The sequence below is a fragment of the Streptomyces justiciae genome, assembly GCF_015163075.1.
In the GTDB taxonomy this organism is placed as follows: domain Bacteria; phylum Actinomycetota; class Actinomycetes; order Streptomycetales; family Streptomycetaceae; genus Streptomyces; species Streptomyces justiciae.
Genome location: NZ_JADDXU010000012.1, coordinates 268,978 through 285,899, shown reverse-complemented (window position 1 = coordinate 285,899; position 16,922 = coordinate 268,978). Strand labels below are relative to the sequence as shown.

Sequence of the window (16,922 nt, the reverse complement as noted above, 5' to 3'; positions counted from 1 at the left end):
CGGCCAGGGTAGATCGTCACGCCGGGGCGACGGCCTCCGCGGCCACCGTCGCGCGGGCCTTGTACGCGCGGTAGGCCACGCCCGCCGCGACGGTGACGCCGAGGAAGAGCACCGTGAACCACTGGAACCACCAGTGGCCCCCCGCCGGGTCGTACACCGCCGCCCGTGGCCAGGCCAGGTTGACGGCCATGAGGAGGCCGTAGAGCAGGGCGAGCGCGTTGACCGGGACGCCCCAGCGGCCCAGGGAGAAGAGGCAGGCGCCGGTCTCGTCGGTGCCGGTGGTGGTGGTGAAGCCGCCGCGCAGGCGGGTGACGAGGAGCGGGCCGGTGACCATCGCGTACGCCAGGTACAGCATCACGATGCAGGTCGTGCCGATGGCCAGGAACGCCTCCGGTGAGGCGAAGTTCAGCAGGAGCAGGGCGGCGGCGAGGGTGCCGACGACCAGGGCGGGCGCGGTCGGCATGCCGGTGCGCGGGTTGACCCGGGCGAGCCGTGCCGAGAAGGGCAGTTGGCCGTCGCGGGCCATGGAGAACAGCATCCGGCAGGCCGCCGTCTGGATCGCCAGGGTCGCCACCGCGATCGCCACCACCACGTCGGCCAGCAGCACCTTCCCCACCCCGTCACCCAGGCTGCTGGTGAGGACGTAGCTCAGCCCGTCCACCGCGAGGTGCCCGTCCGTGAGGCTCGGCGCCGCCAGCAGGCCGCCCAGCACGATCAGCCCGCCGAGCAGCCCCGCCGCGCCCAGCGCGGTGAGGATCGTACGGGGAGCGGTACGACGCGGATGGTGCGTCTCCTCGCTCATCTCGCCCGCGCTGTCGAAGCCGATCATCACGTACGCCGCCGTGAACGAACCGACCAGCAGCGCCCCGAACAGGCCGCTCTGCGCCGCGCCCTCGGTGTGGAAGGTGATGCCCGGCGTGCGCTCGGAGTGCGTGAGCAGCAGCACGACGATGAGGACCGCGCCGATGATCTCGGCCGTCACGCCGACCCGGTTGATGACCGACATCACGCGGTTGTCCAGGACGTTCACCAGCGTCGTCAGCGCGAGCAGGACCACCCCGAGCAGCGCCGCGTTGGCCGCGCCGTCCGCCGAGGTCGGCGCCGGGTCGGTGCCGACCAGCTGGAAGCCGGACCAGATGGCAGGCAGCACCATCTGGAGGGCCAGGGCCGCCGCCGCGACCACCACGATCTGCCCGATCACCATGATCCAGCCGGCGAACCAGCCGAAGGTGAGGTTCGACAGCCGGGACGACCACTGGTAGATCGCGCCCGAGATCGGATAGCGCGCCGCCAGCTCGGCGAAGCAGGCGGCCACCATCAGCTGCCCGAGCAGCACCGCGGGCCAGGCCCAGAAGAAGACGGGGCCGCCGAACGCGTACCCGAAGGCGAAGAACTGGAAGACGGTCGTCAGGACGGAGATGAAGGAGAACCCGGCCGCGAAGGAGGCGTATTTGCCGAGGCTGCGGTGCAGCTCCTGGCGGTAGCCGAACTCGGCGAGGGAGCGGTCGTCGGGGGAGTGCGGTGGATCGGGGCGGACGTCGGACGGGGTGGTGGTCGTCACGGAGGCACCTGCCTTCGACGTGGGATTCCTGTCAGGCGACAGAAATTAAGGAGGCGCTGTTTCGCCTCGATGACGCGGTCATGTCGAAGGCGGTCCCAACTCCTCACGCCCTTGCATGGTCCGCCCGAACGCGATACATCGTGTCTATTGACGGTTGGTCGTAGATCGCGATATGTTCGGCTACGGATATTCGGATGCGGGTGGGGATGCGAGGTGAACCGGACCATGCGGCGACGCAAGCTCCGCAACCCCCTGGCACTCGCCGTGCTGGCGACGCTGTGGCAGAAGCCGATGCATCCCTACGAGATCGCCCAGACCCTGCGCCGCCAGGGCAAGGACTCCAGCACGAAGATCAACTATGGCTCGCTCTACACGGTCGTGCAGAGCCTCGAGAAGCACGGCTTCGTCGAGGTCACGGACGTGGAGCGGCAGGGCAACCGCCCTGAGCGCACGGTGTACGGCATCACAGCGGCCGGCCGCCAGGAGACCACCGAGTGGATGTCGGACCTGGTCGCCTACCCGGCCAAGGAGTACCCGATCTTCGAGACCGCGCTCTCGCTGCTCGGCGTGCTGCACCCGGACGACGTGGTGACCCTGCTGGAGGAGCGGCTCGAAGCCCTGCTGGTCCAGGCGGCGAGCAGCCGCGGCGCGCTGGAGAAGCTGTACGAGACGCTGCCCCGGCTCTTCCTCGTGGAGAACGAGTTCCAGCTCCACATGGTGGAGGCCGAGGCGGAATGGGTCCGAGGCTTCCTCGACGAGCTCAAGTCGGGCGCACTGCCCGGGATCGAGGAGTGGAAGGCCCTGCACGAGAAAACGTGACCTGAAGCAGAACGAGAACAGGCCCCGGCACGGCTGTTGCAGCAGCGGTGCCAGGGCCTCGAACCCCGAGCTGAATCCGCCGTGAGGCACATCCAGGCGATCGAGGTGCGGCACACCCAGGATAGCCCGGTGCCCCTCCGGCGGATCAGCTGTCATCCGCTCACCCAGGAGAGCACCTGCCATGAACACCCGTGCGCCCGCGGTAGAGGCGCGTCAGCTGATCAAGACCTACCCCGTTGAGGTCACCGCCCTCAACGGCATGGACCTCACCGTCGAACCCGGCACGGTCTTCGGGCTCCTCGGCCCCAACGGCGCCGGCAAGTCCACCACCGTCAAGATCCTCACCACCCTGGCCCGCCCCGACTCCGGCTCCGCCACCGTCGCCGGCCATGACGTCCTGAGCCACCCGGACCGGGTCCGCCGCGCGATCGGCGTGGTCGCCCAGAACTCCGGCGCCGACCCCGTCGCTACCGGCCGCGAGAACCTCCGGCTCCAAGGGCGGCTCTACGGCGTGAAGGGTGCCGACCTCGACCGCCGGGTGGCCGAGCTGCTCGACCGCTTCACCCTGGCCGACGCCGCGAACCGCCAGGTCAAGGGCTACTCCGGCGGCATGCGACGCCGACTGGACGTCGCCCTCGGGCTGGTGCACCGCCCCCAGGTCCTCTTCCTCGACGAGCCCACCACCGGCCTCGACCCGCAGGCCCGCAGCGCGATGTGGGACGAGATCGGCCGGCTCGCCGGCGAGGAGGGGCTGACCATCCTGCTCACCACGCACTACCTCGAAGAGGCCGACCGGCTCGCCGAACGCGTCGCGATCGTCGACCGCGGCCGGGTCGTCGTCGAAGGCACCCCTGACGCCCTCAAGGGCGAACTCCGCGGCGACGCCGTCCACCTGGAACTGCGCGCCACGGTCGGCGAAGCGGGTCGTACGCTGCTCAAGGGCGCCCTCGGCGGACTGCCGGGCGTGCACGAGGTGGTGGTCGACGGCCACCGGGCCAGCGTCCGCGCCGACGACGGGGCGGCCGCGATGCCCGCCCTGCTCGGCGCCCTGGAGCGGGCCGGCGTCGGCGTCGCCGCCGCGACCGTCGCCCGCCCCTCGCTCGACGACGTGTATCTGCGCTACACCGGCCGCCGGTACGCGCAGACCGACGCGTCCTACGAGCAGGCCGACGCGCTCGTCCTCGCCGGAGGTGAGCGATGAGCACCGCCGTCTCCCAGACCTGGTACATGACGCAGCGTCAACTCATGGTGTTCGTACGGCAGCCCGCCTACGCGATCATCACCCTGATCCAGCCGGTCATCTGGCTGTTCCTGTTCGGCAGCCTGTTCCGCGAGGTCGTCGAGCTCGGCGGCTTCGGCACCACCTCCTACCTCGACTACCTCGTCCCGGGCGTGGTCGTGATGAGCGCGCTCAGCTCCAACATGTGGGCCGGGATGACCACCCTCGACGAGATCCAGCGCGGCACCCTCGACCGCTTCCTGACCACGCCGGTCAGCCGGGCCGCGCTGATGAACGGCAACGTCGTCAACAACGGCCTGGTCACCGCCCTGCAGTCGGTCGTCATCGTGCTGCTCGGGCTGCTGGGCGGGGCGGACTGCCCCGGCGGGATCGCGGGCGTCGCGGTGCTGGTGCTCGCCTCGGTCCTGCTCGGCACCGTCTTCGGCGCGTTCTCCAACGCGCTGGGGATGCTGGTGCGGGAGCGGGAGTCGATCATCGGCATCAACACCTTCCTGCTGCTGCCGCTGACGTTCCTGTCCTCCGCCTTCATGGCGCCGAGCCAGATGCCGTCCTGGATGCGGCACGTCGCCGACTTCAATCCGCTCAACTGGGCGATGGTGGCCGGTCGTTCGGCCCTGTCCGAGAACCCGGACTGGGGCGCGGTGCTGGGGCGTGGCGGGGCGCTGCTGGCGCTCGCGGTGGCGGCGGTGTGGCTGTCGATACGGACGTTCAGGTCGTACCAGCGGTCGGTGTAGCGGGAAAGGTGAAGGAGGGCGCCTCGGCGCCCTCCCGAAACAGCTGACCGCTGAGCTACGCCGCCGGCGTGCCCTCCTGCTCGGTCTCGATGCGGGCGTTCCACTCCCGCTTCGAGGCCTGCCAGCCGTCCTCGTTGTGGCCGAGCCGCCAGTAGCCGGAGATCGACAGGTCCTCGCGCGGGATCTCCCGCTCGACCCGCAGCAGGTGCCGCAGCTCCTTCACGAAGTGCGCCTCGCCGTGCACGAAGGCGTGCACCCGCCCCTCGGGGAACTCCAGCGCCCGCACGGCCTCGGTCAGCGCGTCGCCGATCGGGCGGTCCCCGCGGTGCAGCCAGACGACGTCCACATCGGAGTCGATCTTCTGCTCCTCCTCGGGACCGGCCACCTCGACGAAGGCGTACGCGGTGACACCGTCGGGCAGCGCCTCCAGGGAACGGGCGATCGCGGGCAGCGCGCTCTCGTCACCGACGAGCAGATGCCAGTCGGCGGCCTCGTCGGGGGCGTAGGCGCCGCCCGGGCCCATGAAGCGGACGGTCTCGCCCGGCTGGACCCGCATCGCCCACGGACCGGCGAGGCCCTCGTCGCCGTGGATCACGAAGTCCAGGGTCATCTCGCGGTGTTCGGCATCCCAGTGCCGGACCGTGTAGGTCCGGGTGACCGGCCACTGCTCGCGCGGGAACTCCTCGCGGATCCGCTCCATGTCGAAGGGCTCGGGATAGACGGCACCCCCGGCCGGGAACAGCAGCTTCACGTAATGGTCGGTGCAGGTGTCCGCCGCGAACTCGGCGAGTCCCTCGCCACCGAGCACGACCCGCTGCATGTGCGGGGTCAGCCGCTCGGTGCGGACGACCTGCGCGGAATGCGGCTTCCGCGGCTTGCGTCCCGGTCGTTCTGCCATGGCGGCCTCCCTGCTCCCATGCTTAGGCTTACCTAAGTTAGCATCTTCCCCCTACTTAACACCCCTCGTCTGAAGGCAAGATTAAGCCAAGGGCGAGAGCGCCGTTCCGGCCTGCTGAGAAGGTGATCCGCCCAGCGGAGAAGCTGATTTACGGTGCCAGGGTGGTCAGCAGCCGCTTCAGCGAGCCGCCGAGGCCCCAGCGGGCGCCCAGCTCCTCCACCGCCGCCGGGTCGCGCGGACCGCTCGGCAGGGTCGTGTCGACGTCCGGCAGCGGGACGTCGTCCGCGACCCGGACGACCTTCGGTGCCACCGCGACATACGGCCGCGACTCGTCCAGGCGCTTGCGCTGCGACGGCGTGAGCTTCGCCTTCGGGTCGTCCACCGCGGCCATGATCCCGGCCAGGTCGCCGAACTCGGCCAGCAGCTTGGCCGCCGTTTTCTCCCCGATGCCGGGCACGCCCGGCAGGCCGTCGCTCGGATCGCCGCGCAGCAGCGCCAGATCCGCGTACCCACGCCCGTCGACCCCATACTTCTCGCGCAGCCACGCCTCGTCCGTGAGCTGGAGCGTGCCCACGCCCTTGAGCGGGTACAGCACGCGGACGCCACGGGCGTCGTCCACCAGCTGGTACAGGTCGCGGTCGCCGGTGACGATGTCGACCGGGCCCTTCGCCCGCCCGGTGAACGTGCCGATCACGTCGTCCGCCTCGTACCCCTCGACGCCCACGCGCGCGATGCCGAGCGCGTCCAGGACGGCCTCGATGACCGGCACCTGCGGCGACAGCGTGTCCGGCACCTCCTCCTCGTCCGGTCCCACCTCGTGCTCCTCGGCGACGCGGTGGGCCTTGTAGGAGGGGATCAGGTCGACCCGCCACTGGGGGCGCCAGTCGGCGTCCATGCAGGCCACCAGCTCATCCGGGCGGTGGTCCTTGACCAGGCGGTCGATGAACTCCAGCAGCCCGCGCACGGCGTTCACCGGTGTGCCGTCCGGGGCCTTCACGGACTCCGGGACGCCGAAGTAGGCGCGGAAGTAGAGCGAGGCGGTGTCGAGAAGCATCAGTCGTCCGGTCACGCCTCGCATCATGCCGTACGGCACCGACAGTCACCCGCCGACGCGGGTCAGCAGCCAGCGCCAGCGCGGTTGTTCGGTGACGAGGGTCGCGGCGGCCAGCACGGACACGACAACCGCCGCCCACACCGGCCAGGCCCACCACGCCGCCACCACCGCCGCGACGAGCTGGAGCAGCACCAGCAGGATCGTGACCGCGCCGGGCACCGGGACGATCACCTGCGCCTTGTCGCCCGGCGTGGCGAACACGGTCGGCAGACCGATGAGGACCACCACCGCGAGAACCGCCAGCGCCCAGGAGTACGAGGCCAGCGCCCAGGGCGCGGCGACCCACGCCACCAGCTCCGTCGCGAAGCGCAGCACCGACGCGCGTCTGTCGTCCGGTCGTTCCACAGCCGTCCCCCCAGCACCGATGTGAAGCGTCGACGGTGATCCTACGGACTGGAGGGGGCGATCGTACGGACTGGTTGTGAACTGAACCACTTCCCGGTTTGTCCTGGTCGGCCGGGGGCAGGCGCCGCCACTGACCCCCGCCCCCGATGCAAGAGGTACGCGTGTCATCCAGGCTTGAGGCCGAACATCTCTACAAGGTGTTCGGCAGACGACCGAGTGAGGCAGTCGAGAGACTGCGCAGTGGAGCCGACCGGGAGGAGCTGCGCGCCGACGGAACGACCGCCGCCGTCATCGACGCCTCCTTCACCGTGGACCCCGGCCAGATCTTCGTCGTCATGGGCCTGTCCGGTTCCGGCAAGTCGACGCTGCTGCGCATGCTCAACGGGCTGCTGGAACCGACCGCGGGACACGTCCGCTTCGACGGCCAGGACCTGACCGCGCTCGGCGCCCGCGACCTGCGCGAGGTCCGCGCCCGCAAGATCAGCATGGTGTTCCAGCACTTCGCGCTGTTCCCGCACCGCAGTGTCCTGGAGAACGCCGCCTACGGTCTCGCCGTCCAGGGCGTGGCCAAGGCCGAACGCGTCAAGCGCGCCACCGAGGCCCTGGAGCTGTGCGGCCTGGCCGGCTGGGAGAAGTCCTGGCCGGACGAGCTGTCCGGTGGCATGCAGCAGCGCGTCGGCCTCGCCCGCGCCCTGGCCACCGACGCCGACCTGCTGCTGATGGACGAGTCCTTCAGCGCCCTGGACCCGCTGATCCGCCGTGACATGCAGGACCAGCTGCTCACGCTCCAGCAGACCCTGAAGAAGACCATCGTCTTCATCACCCACGACCTCAACGAGGCCATGCGTCTCGGCGACCGCATCGCCGTCATGCGCGACGGCCGCATCGTCCAGAACGGCACCGCCGAGGACATCCTGGTCCGGCCCGCGAACGACTACGTCGCCTCCTTCACCAAGGACGTCGACCGCTCCCGGGTGCTCACGGCGTCCGCCGTGATGGACACCGACGTACGCGGCGACGAGGCCGACTGCGGCTGCGCGGGCGACTGCGAGACCGTCACGCCCGACACCCCGTTCGCGGAGCTCTGCGCCGTCAGCGCCCGCTCGACCCATCCGGTGGCCGTGCTCGACGACGAGCGGAAACTCGTCGGGGTGATCCCGGCGCAGCGGCTGATCGGCTTCCTCGGCGAGCAGGACCGCGAGCAGGACCGGGAGGCCGCCCATGCCTAGGATTCCGCTCGGCGACTGGGTCAACGACGCCGTCGACTGGCTGCTCGCCCACATGGGCTGGCTCTTCGACTTCCTCAAGACCGTCTTCACCGGCACCTACGACGGCATCGACGCCGTCCTCCAGGCGCCCGAACCCCTGCTCCTCGCGGGCATCTTCGCCGTGATCGCCTTCTGGCTGCGCGGCACCACCGCCGGCCTCCTCACCTTCGCGGGCTTCGCCTTCATCGACTCCCTCGAACTGTGGGACGACGCGATGGTGACCCTCTCGCTCGTCCTCGTCGCCACGCTCATCGCGCTGGTGATCTCGGTGCCGGTGGGCATCTGGGCGGCCCGCTCCGAGCGGGTCGGCGCGCTGGTCCGGCCGGTGCTGGACTTCATGCAGACGCTGCCCGCGATGATCTACCTCATCCCGGCGATCCTGTTCTTCGGCACCGGCGCCTCCGCGGGCATCGTCGCCACCCTGATCTTCGCGCTCGCCCCCGGCGTGCGCATGACCGAGCTGGGCATCCGCCAGGTCGACAAGGAACTGGTCGAGGCGGCCGAGGCGTTCGGCACGACTCCCCGGGACACCCTGCTGCGCGTCCAGCTCCCGCTCGCCCTGCCCACCGTCATGGCGGGCGTCAACCAAGTCATCATGCTCGGCCTGTCCATGGCCGCGATCGCCGGCATGGTCGGCACCGGCGGCCTCGGCGGCCGGGTCAACGAGGCCATCGGCCAGCTCGACGTCGGCCTCGGCTCCGAGGCGGGCGTCGCGATCGTGATCCTCGCGATCTACCTCGACCGCATGACCGGCGCCCTCGGCACCCAGGTCTCCCCGCTGGGCCGCCGCGCCGCCGCCCGGGCCCGCGCGGCACAGGGGCTGCGGATCTGGTCGTACCGCCCCCGCCCCCAGGTCGCCGTGGTCGGCATCGTGATCCTGGCCCTCGTGGCGGGCGGCATGGGCATGTTCGGCGGCAAGGGCGACAGCACGGCCCCGGTCGCCGACGGCAAGAACGTCGGCCAGGGCGAGAAGGTCCGCATCGGCTACGTCCCCTGGGACGACGGCGTCGCCTCCACCTTCCTCTGGAAGGAGATCCTGGAGGAACGCGGCTTCCAGGTCGAGGCCAAGCAGCTCGACGCGGGCCCTCTCTACACCTCCGTCGCCTCCGGCAACGTCGACTTCATGACGGGCGCCTGGCTGCCGACGACCCACGAGCAGTACTGGAAGAAGTACGGCGACCAGCTCGACGACCTCGGCGCCTGGTACGGCAAGACGTCGCTGGAGCTGAGCGTCCCGTCGTACATGAAGGGCGTCGACTCCCTCGACGACCTCAAGGGCAAGGCCTCCGAGTTCGGCGGGAAGATCACCGGCATCGAGTCCAGCGCCGGCGAGATGGCCCTGCTCAAGAGCAAGGTCCTCAAGGCGTACGGCCTCGACGAGGAGTACAAGGTCGTCGACAGTTCCACGCCCGCGATGCTCGCCGAGCTCAAGCGCGAGTACAGCAAGAAGGAGCCGATCGTCGTCACGCTCTGGTCGCCGCACTGGGCGTACAACGACTACGACCTGAAGAAGCTCAAGGACCCCAAGGGCGCGTGGGGTTCCGGTGACGGCATCCACACCGTCGCCCGCAAGGGCTTCGCCGCGAAGAACCCGGCCGTCGGCAAGTGGCTGAAGGACTTCAAGCTCGACGAGAAGCAGCTCACCAGCCTGGAAGCCGAGATCAACAAGGCGGGCAAGGGCAAGCAGCAGGACGCGGTGCGCACCTGGCTCAAGAGCAACCCCGGCGTGGTCGACAAGCTCGCCCCGGTCGCCAAGAGCGCGGCCGCGCCCGCCGAGGCCAAGAACCCGATCGACGTCGCCTGGTTCCCCTGGGACGAGGACATCGCCGTCACCCACCTGTGGAAGAACGTCCTGGAGCGGCGCGGCTACAAGCTGAACCTGAAGCAGATGGACGTCGGCCCCGTCTACACCGGCCTCGCCTCGGGGGACCTGGACCTCAACTTCGACGCCTGGCTGCCGTACGCGCAGGCGAACTACTGGGAGAAGAGCAAGGACAGCCTCGCCGACCTCGGCACCTGGTACCAACCGACCTCGCTGGAGGTCGCGGTCCCCTCGTACGTCAAGGGGATCAAGTCCTACGAAGACCTCAAGGGCAAGGCCGACCTCTTCGACGGGAAGATCATCGGCATCGAACCGGGCACCGGCGAGATGAACCTCCTGAAGAACAAGGTCCTGCCCGGCTACGGCCTGGACAAGGAGTACGACGTCGTCGACGGCTCCACGCCCGCGATGCTCACCGAGCTCAAGCGCGCGTACGCCGAGAAGAAGCCCGTCGCCGTCGTGCTCTGGTCGCCGCACTGGGCGTACAGCCAGTACGACCTCACCAAGTTGAAGGACGGCAAGAAGCTCTTCGGCGAGGGGAACACGATCCGCACGATCGCCAACGAGAAGTTCCCCGGGCAGTACCCGCAGCTCACCAAGTGGATCAAGGGCTTCCATATGAGCGAGGACGAGCTCGGTACCCTGGAGGCCGAGATCAACGCGCACGGCCAGGGCCACGAGGACGAGGCCGTCGACGCCTGGCTGAAGAAGCACCCCGACGTCGTGGATCGGATGACTCCGCAGTAGCCGCGACGAAAAGAAATCGGACAACCACATACAGCTACGTCGTCACCTGAGCCTCATCCGGCCGTCGTGGTCAGGCCGTTCGTCCTGACGGAGGAATCCCCTCACACGGCGGCCGGAGAGCTGATCTACTGGCCGGAGTTGGCGAGATTGTCCGCACCGGGTTTACGGCAATGTGACGGGTGCATGAAACGGTTTGCCGAACATGCGTAGGGTGCAGACAACTCAACAGAGACATGTTCAGCGACCGGTGCCGACCGACGAGCGAAGGAGGGAGCCGGAGCGATGGGCGACCACAAAGAACAGCCCCTGCGGGTGGGCGCGGCCGTACGGCGGCGGCGTCGCGCGCTGGAGCTCACCCTCGCCGTCGTGGCCGAGCGCAGCGGCCTGTCGGTCCCCTTCCTGAGCCAGATCGAGAACGAGCGGGCGCGCCCCAGCACCAGCTCCCTGGAGAAGGTCGCGGACGCCCTGCGCACCACCGCCGTCGAACTCCTCGCCGCCGCCGACCCGGCGTGCAGCGTCGACGTCGTGCGCGCCGACGACCCCGAGCCGGCGACGCCCGGCCCCCGGGCCCGTTCCCTGGTACGCGGTCATCACCAGATGCACGCCCAGGAGTTCACCGGCGACCATGACGCGGGCCGTGAATTCCAGTACCGCAACGACCAGTTGATGTACGTCGCCGACGGCGCGGTCGAGATCGAGGCGGAGGGCCGGGCCTACCGGCTCGGCCGGGGCGACACGCTCTACCTCACCGGCGGCGTCCGGCACCGCTGGCGCGCGACCGTGTCGGACACCCGGCTGGTCGTCGTCGCCGTCGCGGAACACATCGAGGCGGTCCAGGACCGACCGCGCCCGTGAGGGTCGTCTCCCTCGTCCCGTCCCTGACGGAGGCGGTGGCCGAGACCGTCCCCGGCGCGCTCGTCGGCGTCACCGACTGGTGCACGCATCCGGCCGACCTGGACGTGACCAGGATCGGCGGCACCAAGAACCCCAGGCTCGACCGGATCCTCGACCTCGCCCCCGATCTGGTGATCGCCAACGAGGAGGAGAACCTCGCCCGCGACCTCACGGCCCTGCGCGAGGTGGGCATGGACGTCCTGGTGACCGAGGTGCGGACCGTCCCGCAGGCCTTCTCGGAGCTGGCGCGGGTGCTGGCGGCCTGCGGGGCGCCGGCCCGGCCGCGCTGGCTGGACGAGGCGGAGGAGATCTGGGCGACGCTGCCGCCCCCGGAGTCCCGCGCGCGGGCCGTCGTACCGATCTGGCGCCGCCCGTGGATGGTGCTGGGCCGGGACACCTTCGCGGGAGACGTACTGGCGCGGCTGGGCGTCGACCACGTGTACGCGACCCACGAGAGCCGCTACCCCCGCGTCCCCGTCGAGGAGTTGCTCGGGGCGCGGCCGGATCTGGTGGTCCTCCCGGACGAGCCGTACGCCTTCACGGCGGAGGACGGCCCGGAGGCGTTCCCCGGCATCCCCTGCGCCCTGGTCAGCGGCCGGCACCTCACCTGGTACGGCCCTTCCCTCAGGGAAGCGCCACGGGTACTGGCCGAGGCCCTGCGAGCAGCTCACCGCTGACGAGCCCCCGTACGGTGTGCAGGGCGGCGACGCCCCAGGCGGCGACGAGCACGGCGTACAGCCCGATCGCGAGCCCGTCGAAGACGACCAGCCCGGTGTGCCGGGCCAGCCCCTCCGCCCCGGTGACGCAGGTCCCCACGGGGAACGTGAACGCCCACCAGGTCATCGCGAACCCCATGCCCGCCCGCCGGGCCCGCAGCACATGGGCGACGGCCAGCGCGAACCAGAGCAGCGCGAAGCCCATGACGGGGACGCCGTAGAGCACGGCGAGGACCGAGAAACCACCGCTGTACGGGGCGGGTACGACACCGGGGGCGACGTCCGCGAACTTGTTGACGGCGGTGGTGGACTGCCCCAGCGGGCCGAGGACCAGGAACAGGGTCGGGGTGAGGGCGAGCGGCAGCGGCCCGCCGGTGATCAGCCGGCCGAAGACCAGGGGCAGCATGAGCAGCGTCGCGAGCAGCGAGAGGCCGAACAGCGCGACGCAGGCGAGCAGCAGGGTCTCCTGGGCCTGACCGGCGGGCAGATGGGGCACGAGGAGCGGGCCGAGCGCCGCGGACACCATCGGCGCGACGAGCGGCAGCAGCCACACGGGGGTCGCCTGGCCCGGCTCGATGCGATGGCGTACGGCCATCAGGTACGGCACGGCGACGGCGGCCGCGAGTCCGACGACCGTCCCGGCGGTGAACAACACGGCGTCGAGCGCCACCGCCGCCTCGGTGCCGATCCAGTCCGCGCCGACCGTGAGGGCACCGCCGCCGACGGCGAGCAGGGCCATGGCCAGGCAGCCGTAGAAGGGCGCCATGGCGGGGTCGAGGAGATGGGCGCGGGCCTGGTCGCGATGGTGCGTCCAGTGCAGGGCGCGGGCGCAGAGCAGGGTGAGGAGGACGACGAACGAGAGCGCCCAGACGCCGGTGAGGACGGGGCGCAGACCGGGGACGGAGACCGGCAGCCCGGCTCCGGCGGTGGCGACGATGGCGGTGCCCATGACGGTGGCGTACCAGTTAGGCCCGAGGTGACGGACGGCTGCGGCGCGCGGGGGACGTGCGGTGGCACGGACGGGGTGGAGCGGCTGGGCTGCGGTGACCATGCTTCGAGCGTCGCGCGGTTCGGTGCTCCCCACCAGGGACGATCTCTCTATGAGGGCATAAACTGGGCTTATGAGCAGTGAGGGTACGGTCAGCGGCACGCTGGCGCACAGAGTCCCCGACCTGGGGGCGCTGGAGCTGCTGCTGGCGGTGGCGCGGCTCGGCAGTCTCGGCGCGGCGGCCCGTGAGGTCGGCATCACCCAGCCCGCGGCGAGCAGCCGTATCCGGTCCATGGAACGTCAGCTGGGCGTGGCGCTGGTGGACCGCTCGCCCCGCGGTTCGCGGCTGACGGACGCCGGGGCGCTGGTCACGGACTGGGCGCGGCGGATCGTGGAGGCGGCGGAGGCGTTCGACGCGGGGGCGCAGGCGCTGCGGGACCGGCGGGACTCGCGGCTGCGGGTGGCGGCGAGCATGACGATCGCGGAGTATCTGCTGCCGGGCTGGCTGCTGGCCCTGCGGGCCCAACGCCCCGACACGGCCGTGTCGTTGCTGGCGGGCAACTCGGCGGCGGTGGCGTCGCGCCTGTTGGCGGACGAGGCGGACCTCGGCTTCGTGGAGGGGCTCACGGTCCCGACCGGCCTGGACTCGGTCGTCATCGCCCACGACCGCCTCATCGTCGTCACGGCCCCGGCCCACCCGTGGGCCCGCCGCCGACGCCCGCTGGCGGCGGAGGAGTTGGCGGCGACGCCGCTGATCCTGCGGGAGAAGGGGTCGGGGACGCGGCAGGTGCTGGACGCGGCGCTGGGGGGTCTGGCGCGTCCGCTGATCGAGTTGTCGTCCACCACGGCGGTGAAGGCGGCGGCGGTGAGCGGGGCGGGGCCGGCGGTGCTGAGCGAGTTGGCGGTGGGGGAGGAGATGGCGATGCGGAGGCTGGTCCCGGTGCCGGTGGAGGGCGTGTCGCTGGCCCGTGACCTGCGCGCGGTGTGGCCGACGGGGCATCGGCCGGTGGGGCCGGCGCGGGAGCTGTTGTCGCTGACGCGGGGGTAGGGATTTCTCTCGCCCCCGCCGCCCTTACCCGTCCCATCACTGGGGGCTGCCGCCCCCAGACCCCCGCTTCGGCCCTGAAGGGGCCTCGTCCTCAAACGCCGGACGGGCTGGTTGGTCAGCCCCTCCGGCGTTTGAGGAGCGGGGGTCCAGGGGGCGGCGCCCCCTGGGCGGGGTCGAAGGGGCGGCAGCCCCTGGGGATGGGAACGGGTAAGGGCGGCGGGGGCGAAAACCCTTGGTGCGGTGCCACCCCCGACCTGCACCATTCCTTCCATGCCACCCACCGCCCCGCCCGCCGCAGGCGTCCGTACCCCCTGGGAAGCCCTCCCACCCCACGTCCACACCGCCGTCGCCGACATCCTCGGCGCCCCCGTCGTCCACGCCGCCACCCAACCCGGCGGCTTCTCCCCGGGCACCGCCGCCCGGCTCCGCACCGGCCATGGCCACCGCGCCTTCGTGAAGGCGGTCAGCGCACAGGTGAACGAGACGAGCCCGGTCTTCCACCGTCGCGAGGCCCGCCACACCGCCGCGCTCCCGTCCACCGTCCCCGCACCCCGCCTCCTCGGCACCTACGACGACGGCACCTGGACGGTCCTGGTCCTCGAGGACATCGAGGGCCGCCAGCCCCATGTCCCATGGCGGCGACCGGAGTTGAACCGCGTCCTCGACGCGGTGGCCGACCTCTCCCACGCCCTCACCCCGGCCCCCATCCCCGACGCACCCCTCGCCGCCGACTCCCTCGCCGACCAGTTCGACGGCTGGCAGCGGCTCATGGACGAGCCCACGCCCGAGGGGCTCGACCCGTGGGTCGCGGACCGTCTCCCGCAGCTGGCCGAACTCACCGCCCCCTGGCCCGAGGCCGTCACCGGCGACACCCTCGCCCACGGCGACCTCCGCGCCGACAACATGCTGCTCACCGACGACGACCGCGTCGTCTTCGTCGACTGGCCGCATGTCGTCCGGGGCGCCCCCTGGCTGGACCTGCTGCTGATGCTCCCGTGCGTCACGGCCCAGGGCGGCCCGGACCCGGAGGAGCTGTTCGCCACGCACCCCCTCGGCCGCGCAGCCGACCCCGACGCCGTCACCGCCGCCCTCGCGGGCCTGGCCGGCTACTTCGTCCACCGCTCGCTCCAGCCCCCGCCGCCGGGCATCCCCACGGTCCGCGCCTTCCAACGCGCCCAGGGCGAGGCGGCGTTGGACTGGCTCAGGAAGCGGCTGTGACCAACCCCCGCACCACCCGCAGATCCTCGCCCATCTCCGGATGCCACTGCACCCCCAACACCCAGTCGGCGGTGGGCAGTTCCACGGCCTCCACCGTCCCGTCCGCCGCATGCGCCGACACCACCAGACCGGTGCCCAGACGGTCCACGGCCTGATGGTGGTACGTCGGTACGGACGTCTCCTCCGGGACGACACCGGCGTACAACGTCCCCGGCACCGGCTTCACCGTGTGCCGGCCGAAGACACCGACCACCTCCGCGTGGCCCTCGATGTGCTGGACGAGCGTGCCGCCGAGGGCGACGTTCAGCAGCTGCATGCCCCGGCAGATCCCCAGCAGCGGAACGCCCGCCGCCAGGGCCGCGTCGATCAACGCCAGCTCCCACGCGTCCCGTTCCCGCGCGGGCGGGCCGGTGCGGGGCTCGCGCTCGGCGCCGTAGTGGACCGGCTCCACGTCCGGACCGCCCGCGATCACCAGCCCGTCGAGGCGGGCCACGGTCGCGGCAGCGTACTCGGGCGCGTCCGGCGGCAGCATCGCCGCCAGCCCGCCCGCCCGCTGCACCAGGCGCGGGTACCCGACGGGCAGCAGTGCCGCCTCCAGCTCCCACACGCCCCAGCGCGCCCCGGCCTCCAGATACGTACTGATGCCGATCAGCGGCCTGCCAGCCATACGTCCTCCAGCTCCGCAATGGATTACCCGCATACCTTTGCTGAGCGGAGCCCGGTACGGCAAGAGCCCGCCGGTCGCGCAGCTACGCCAGGAACCCCCTGAGCAGCGCCGCCGTCCCCCCGCAGTGCTCCCGCATCATCTCCCGCGCCCCGTCCGCGTCCCCGTCGAGGACCGCCTCCACCAGCGCGCTGTGCTGACGCTGCGAATGCTCCAGGTTCCGCACCAGGAGCGGGATGCAGTCCAGCAGGTCGTTCACCGTGGCCCGTACCGCCGCGTACTGCGCGGTCAGCGTCGGGGAGCCGCACAGCTCGGCCAGCGTCAGATGCAGCAGGGTGTCCAGGCGCCGGTAGTCGGTCAGCGGCGCGTCCTGCGTGCGGGCGAGCGCCTCGCGCAGCCGGTCCGCCTGCTCGTCCGTCAGCCCGTGCGCCGCGCACAGGCCCGCCGCCCCGACCTCCAGCACCTCCCGGAAGCGCAGGACGTCCTCGATGTCGACCTCGGCGATCCGCCGCCGCAGCTCGTCCTCACCGCCGGCGTCCGCGCGCGGCAGCACGAAGGTGCCGCCGTACCGCCCGCGCCGCGACTCGACCAGCCCCTGGTCCTGGAGGACCTTCAGCACCTCGCGCAGCGTCACCCGGCTGATCCCGAGCCGCTCCGCCAGCTCCCGCTCGGCCGGCAGCCGCTCGCCCCCCGGCACCAGACCGAGCCGTACGACCTGGAGGATCTGCTCCAGCGCCTCCTCGAACCCGTTGCCCGCCCGCACCGGCCGCAGCACCGGCGTCAGACGGTCCTCCAGCCGGCCCTCCAGACCGCCCTCCGGATCCAGCGACATCCCGCCGCACCCCC

General features: G+C 71.4%; 16 protein-coding genes. 9 read left to right on the top strand and 7 right to left on the bottom strand.

Features of this window, described 5'->3' with window-relative positions; genetic code table 11:
• Nucleotides 1–16: 16 nt before the first annotated feature.
• A complete protein-coding gene (locus tag IQ210_RS30870) occupies nt 17–1,561 on the bottom strand; it encodes an amino acid permease (RefSeq protein WP_194082442.1) in 1,545 nt (514 codons plus the stop codon).
• A gap of 225 nt (nt 1,562–1,786) precedes the next feature.
• Here IQ210_RS30870 and IQ210_RS30865 point away from each other — a divergent pair, with 225 nt between their 5' ends.
• The 3 genes from IQ210_RS30865 (at nt 1,787) to IQ210_RS30855 (ending at nt 4,354) form a co-directional block, all read left to right on the top strand.
• Nucleotides 1,787–2,380, top strand: a complete 594-nt coding sequence (locus tag IQ210_RS30865; RefSeq protein WP_194082441.1) for a PadR family transcriptional regulator — start codon at nt 1,787–1,789, stop codon at nt 2,378–2,380.
• A 181-nt stretch (nt 2,381–2,561) separates the two neighbouring features.
• Nucleotides 2,562–3,581, top strand: a complete 1,020-nt coding sequence (locus IQ210_RS30860) for an ATP-binding cassette domain-containing protein (RefSeq protein WP_194082440.1) — start codon at nt 2,562–2,564, stop codon at nt 3,579–3,581.
• The gene (locus tag IQ210_RS30855) at nt 3,578–4,354 is read left to right on the top strand and encodes an ABC transporter permease (protein WP_194082439.1); all 777 of its coding nucleotides are present in this window, start codon (nt 3,578–3,580) and stop codon (nt 4,352–4,354) included. The genes IQ210_RS30860 and IQ210_RS30855 overlap by 4 nt, the downstream gene beginning before the upstream one ends.
• Nucleotides 4,355–4,409: 55 nt before the next feature.
• On the opposite strand, the gene IQ210_RS30850 is transcribed toward IQ210_RS30855, so the two are convergent.
• The 3 genes from IQ210_RS30850 to IQ210_RS30840 all read right to left on the bottom strand — a co-directional run bounded on the left by IQ210_RS30850 (nt 4,410) and on the right by IQ210_RS30840 (nt 6,711).
• Nucleotides 4,410–5,252: a siderophore-interacting protein gene (locus IQ210_RS30850; protein WP_194082438.1), complete on the bottom strand. Its 843-nt coding sequence runs from the start codon at nt 5,250–5,252 to the stop codon at nt 4,410–4,412.
• 148 nt (nt 5,253–5,400) lie between these two features.
• Nucleotides 5,401–6,330 carry a 5'-3' exonuclease gene (locus IQ210_RS30845; protein ID WP_228048609.1) on the bottom strand — a complete coding sequence of 310 codons (930 nt, stop codon included), beginning with the start codon at nt 6,328–6,330 and terminating at the stop codon, nt 5,401–5,403.
• A 21-nt stretch (nt 6,331–6,351) separates the two neighbouring features.
• A complete protein-coding gene (locus tag IQ210_RS30840; protein ID WP_194082436.1) occupies nt 6,352–6,711 on the bottom strand; it encodes a hypothetical protein in 360 nt (119 codons plus the stop codon).
• A 161-nt stretch (nt 6,712–6,872) separates the two neighbouring features.
• Here IQ210_RS30840 and IQ210_RS30835 point away from each other — a divergent pair, with 161 nt between their 5' ends.
• From IQ210_RS30835 to IQ210_RS30820, 4 genes are all read left to right on the top strand, one after another.
• Nucleotides 6,873–7,940, top strand: a complete 1,068-nt coding sequence (locus IQ210_RS30835; RefSeq protein WP_194082435.1) for a quaternary amine ABC transporter ATP-binding protein — start codon at nt 6,873–6,875, stop codon at nt 7,938–7,940.
• On the top strand, nt 7,933–10,548 hold the full coding sequence (locus tag IQ210_RS30830; protein ID WP_194082434.1) for an ABC transporter permease/substrate binding protein: 2,616 nt from the start codon (nt 7,933–7,935) through the stop codon (nt 10,546–10,548). The genes IQ210_RS30835 and IQ210_RS30830 overlap by 8 nt, the downstream gene beginning before the upstream one ends.
• Nucleotides 10,549–10,830: 282 nt before the next feature.
• A complete protein-coding gene (locus IQ210_RS30825; RefSeq protein ID WP_194082433.1) occupies nt 10,831–11,403 on the top strand; it encodes a helix-turn-helix domain-containing protein in 573 nt (190 codons plus the stop codon).
• On the top strand, nt 11,400–12,119 hold the full coding sequence (locus tag IQ210_RS30820; protein WP_194082432.1) for a helical backbone metal receptor: 720 nt from the start codon (nt 11,400–11,402) through the stop codon (nt 12,117–12,119). Before IQ210_RS30825 ends, IQ210_RS30820 begins: the two co-directional genes overlap by 4 nt.
• Here IQ210_RS30820 and IQ210_RS30815 read toward each other — a convergent pair.
• Nucleotides 12,067–13,209: a TDT family transporter gene (locus tag IQ210_RS30815; RefSeq protein ID WP_194082431.1), complete on the bottom strand. Its 1,143-nt coding sequence runs from the start codon at nt 13,207–13,209 to the stop codon at nt 12,067–12,069. The two genes, IQ210_RS30820 and IQ210_RS30815, sit on opposite strands and share 53 nt — an antisense overlap.
• 70 nt (nt 13,210–13,279) lie before the next feature.
• On the opposite strand from IQ210_RS30815, the gene IQ210_RS30810 reads away from it, so the two are divergent.
• Nucleotides 13,280–14,194: a LysR family transcriptional regulator gene (locus IQ210_RS30810; protein WP_194082430.1), complete on the top strand. Its 915-nt coding sequence runs from the start codon at nt 13,280–13,282 to the stop codon at nt 14,192–14,194.
• A gap of 270 nt (nt 14,195–14,464) precedes the next feature.
• Nucleotides 14,465–15,412, top strand: a complete 948-nt coding sequence (locus IQ210_RS30805) for a phosphotransferase family protein (RefSeq protein ID WP_194082429.1) — start codon at nt 14,465–14,467, stop codon at nt 15,410–15,412.
• On the opposite strand, the gene IQ210_RS30800 is transcribed toward IQ210_RS30805, so the two are convergent.
• Together IQ210_RS30800 and IQ210_RS30795 are read right to left on the bottom strand one after the other, a co-directional pair.
• Entirely contained in the window at nt 15,396–16,079 is a 684-nt protein-coding gene (locus IQ210_RS30800) for a gamma-glutamyl-gamma-aminobutyrate hydrolase family protein (protein WP_194082428.1), read from the bottom strand. The two genes, IQ210_RS30805 and IQ210_RS30800, sit on opposite strands and share 17 nt — an antisense overlap.
• An 82-nt stretch (nt 16,080–16,161) precedes the next feature.
• Complete coding sequence (locus tag IQ210_RS30795) at nt 16,162–16,908, bottom strand: FadR/GntR family transcriptional regulator (protein ID WP_194082427.1); 747 nt, start codon at nt 16,906–16,908, stop codon at nt 16,162–16,164.
• Between the last annotated feature and the right edge of the window lie 14 nt (nt 16,909–16,922).

Excerpts from the sequence above, each read along its gene's own strand:
- IQ210_RS30830 (WP_194082434.1), top strand. The coding sequence starts at position 7,933 with ATGCCTAGGATTCCGCTCGGCGACTGGGTCAACGACGCCGTCGACTGG.
- IQ210_RS30845 (WP_228048609.1), bottom strand. The coding sequence starts at position 6,330 with ATGCGAGGCGTGACCGGACGACTGATGCTTCTCGACACCGCCTCGCTC.
- IQ210_RS30855 (WP_194082439.1), top strand. The coding sequence starts at position 3,578 with ATGAGCACCGCCGTCTCCCAGACCTGGTACATGACGCAGCGTCAACTC.
- IQ210_RS30795 (WP_194082427.1), bottom strand. The coding sequence starts at position 16,908 with ATGTCGCTGGATCCGGAGGGCGGTCTGGAGGGCCGGCTGGAGGACCGT.
- IQ210_RS30805 (WP_194082429.1), top strand. The coding sequence starts at position 14,465 with ATGCCACCCACCGCCCCGCCCGCCGCAGGCGTCCGTACCCCCTGGGAA.
- IQ210_RS30860 (WP_194082440.1), top strand. The coding sequence starts at position 2,562 with ATGAACACCCGTGCGCCCGCGGTAGAGGCGCGTCAGCTGATCAAGACC.
- IQ210_RS30800 (WP_194082428.1), bottom strand. The coding sequence starts at position 16,079 with ATGGCTGGCAGGCCGCTGATCGGCATCAGTACGTATCTGGAGGCCGGG.
- IQ210_RS30815 (WP_194082431.1), bottom strand. The coding sequence starts at position 13,209 with ATGGTCACCGCAGCCCAGCCGCTCCACCCCGTCCGTGCCACCGCACGT.
- IQ210_RS30810 (WP_194082430.1), top strand. The coding sequence starts at position 13,280 with ATGAGCAGTGAGGGTACGGTCAGCGGCACGCTGGCGCACAGAGTCCCC.
- IQ210_RS30825 (WP_194082433.1), top strand. The coding sequence starts at position 10,831 with ATGGGCGACCACAAAGAACAGCCCCTGCGGGTGGGCGCGGCCGTACGG.
- IQ210_RS30850 (WP_194082438.1), bottom strand. The coding sequence starts at position 5,252 with ATGGCAGAACGACCGGGACGCAAGCCGCGGAAGCCGCATTCCGCGCAG.
- IQ210_RS30865 (WP_194082441.1), top strand. The coding sequence starts at position 1,787 with ATGCGGCGACGCAAGCTCCGCAACCCCCTGGCACTCGCCGTGCTGGCG.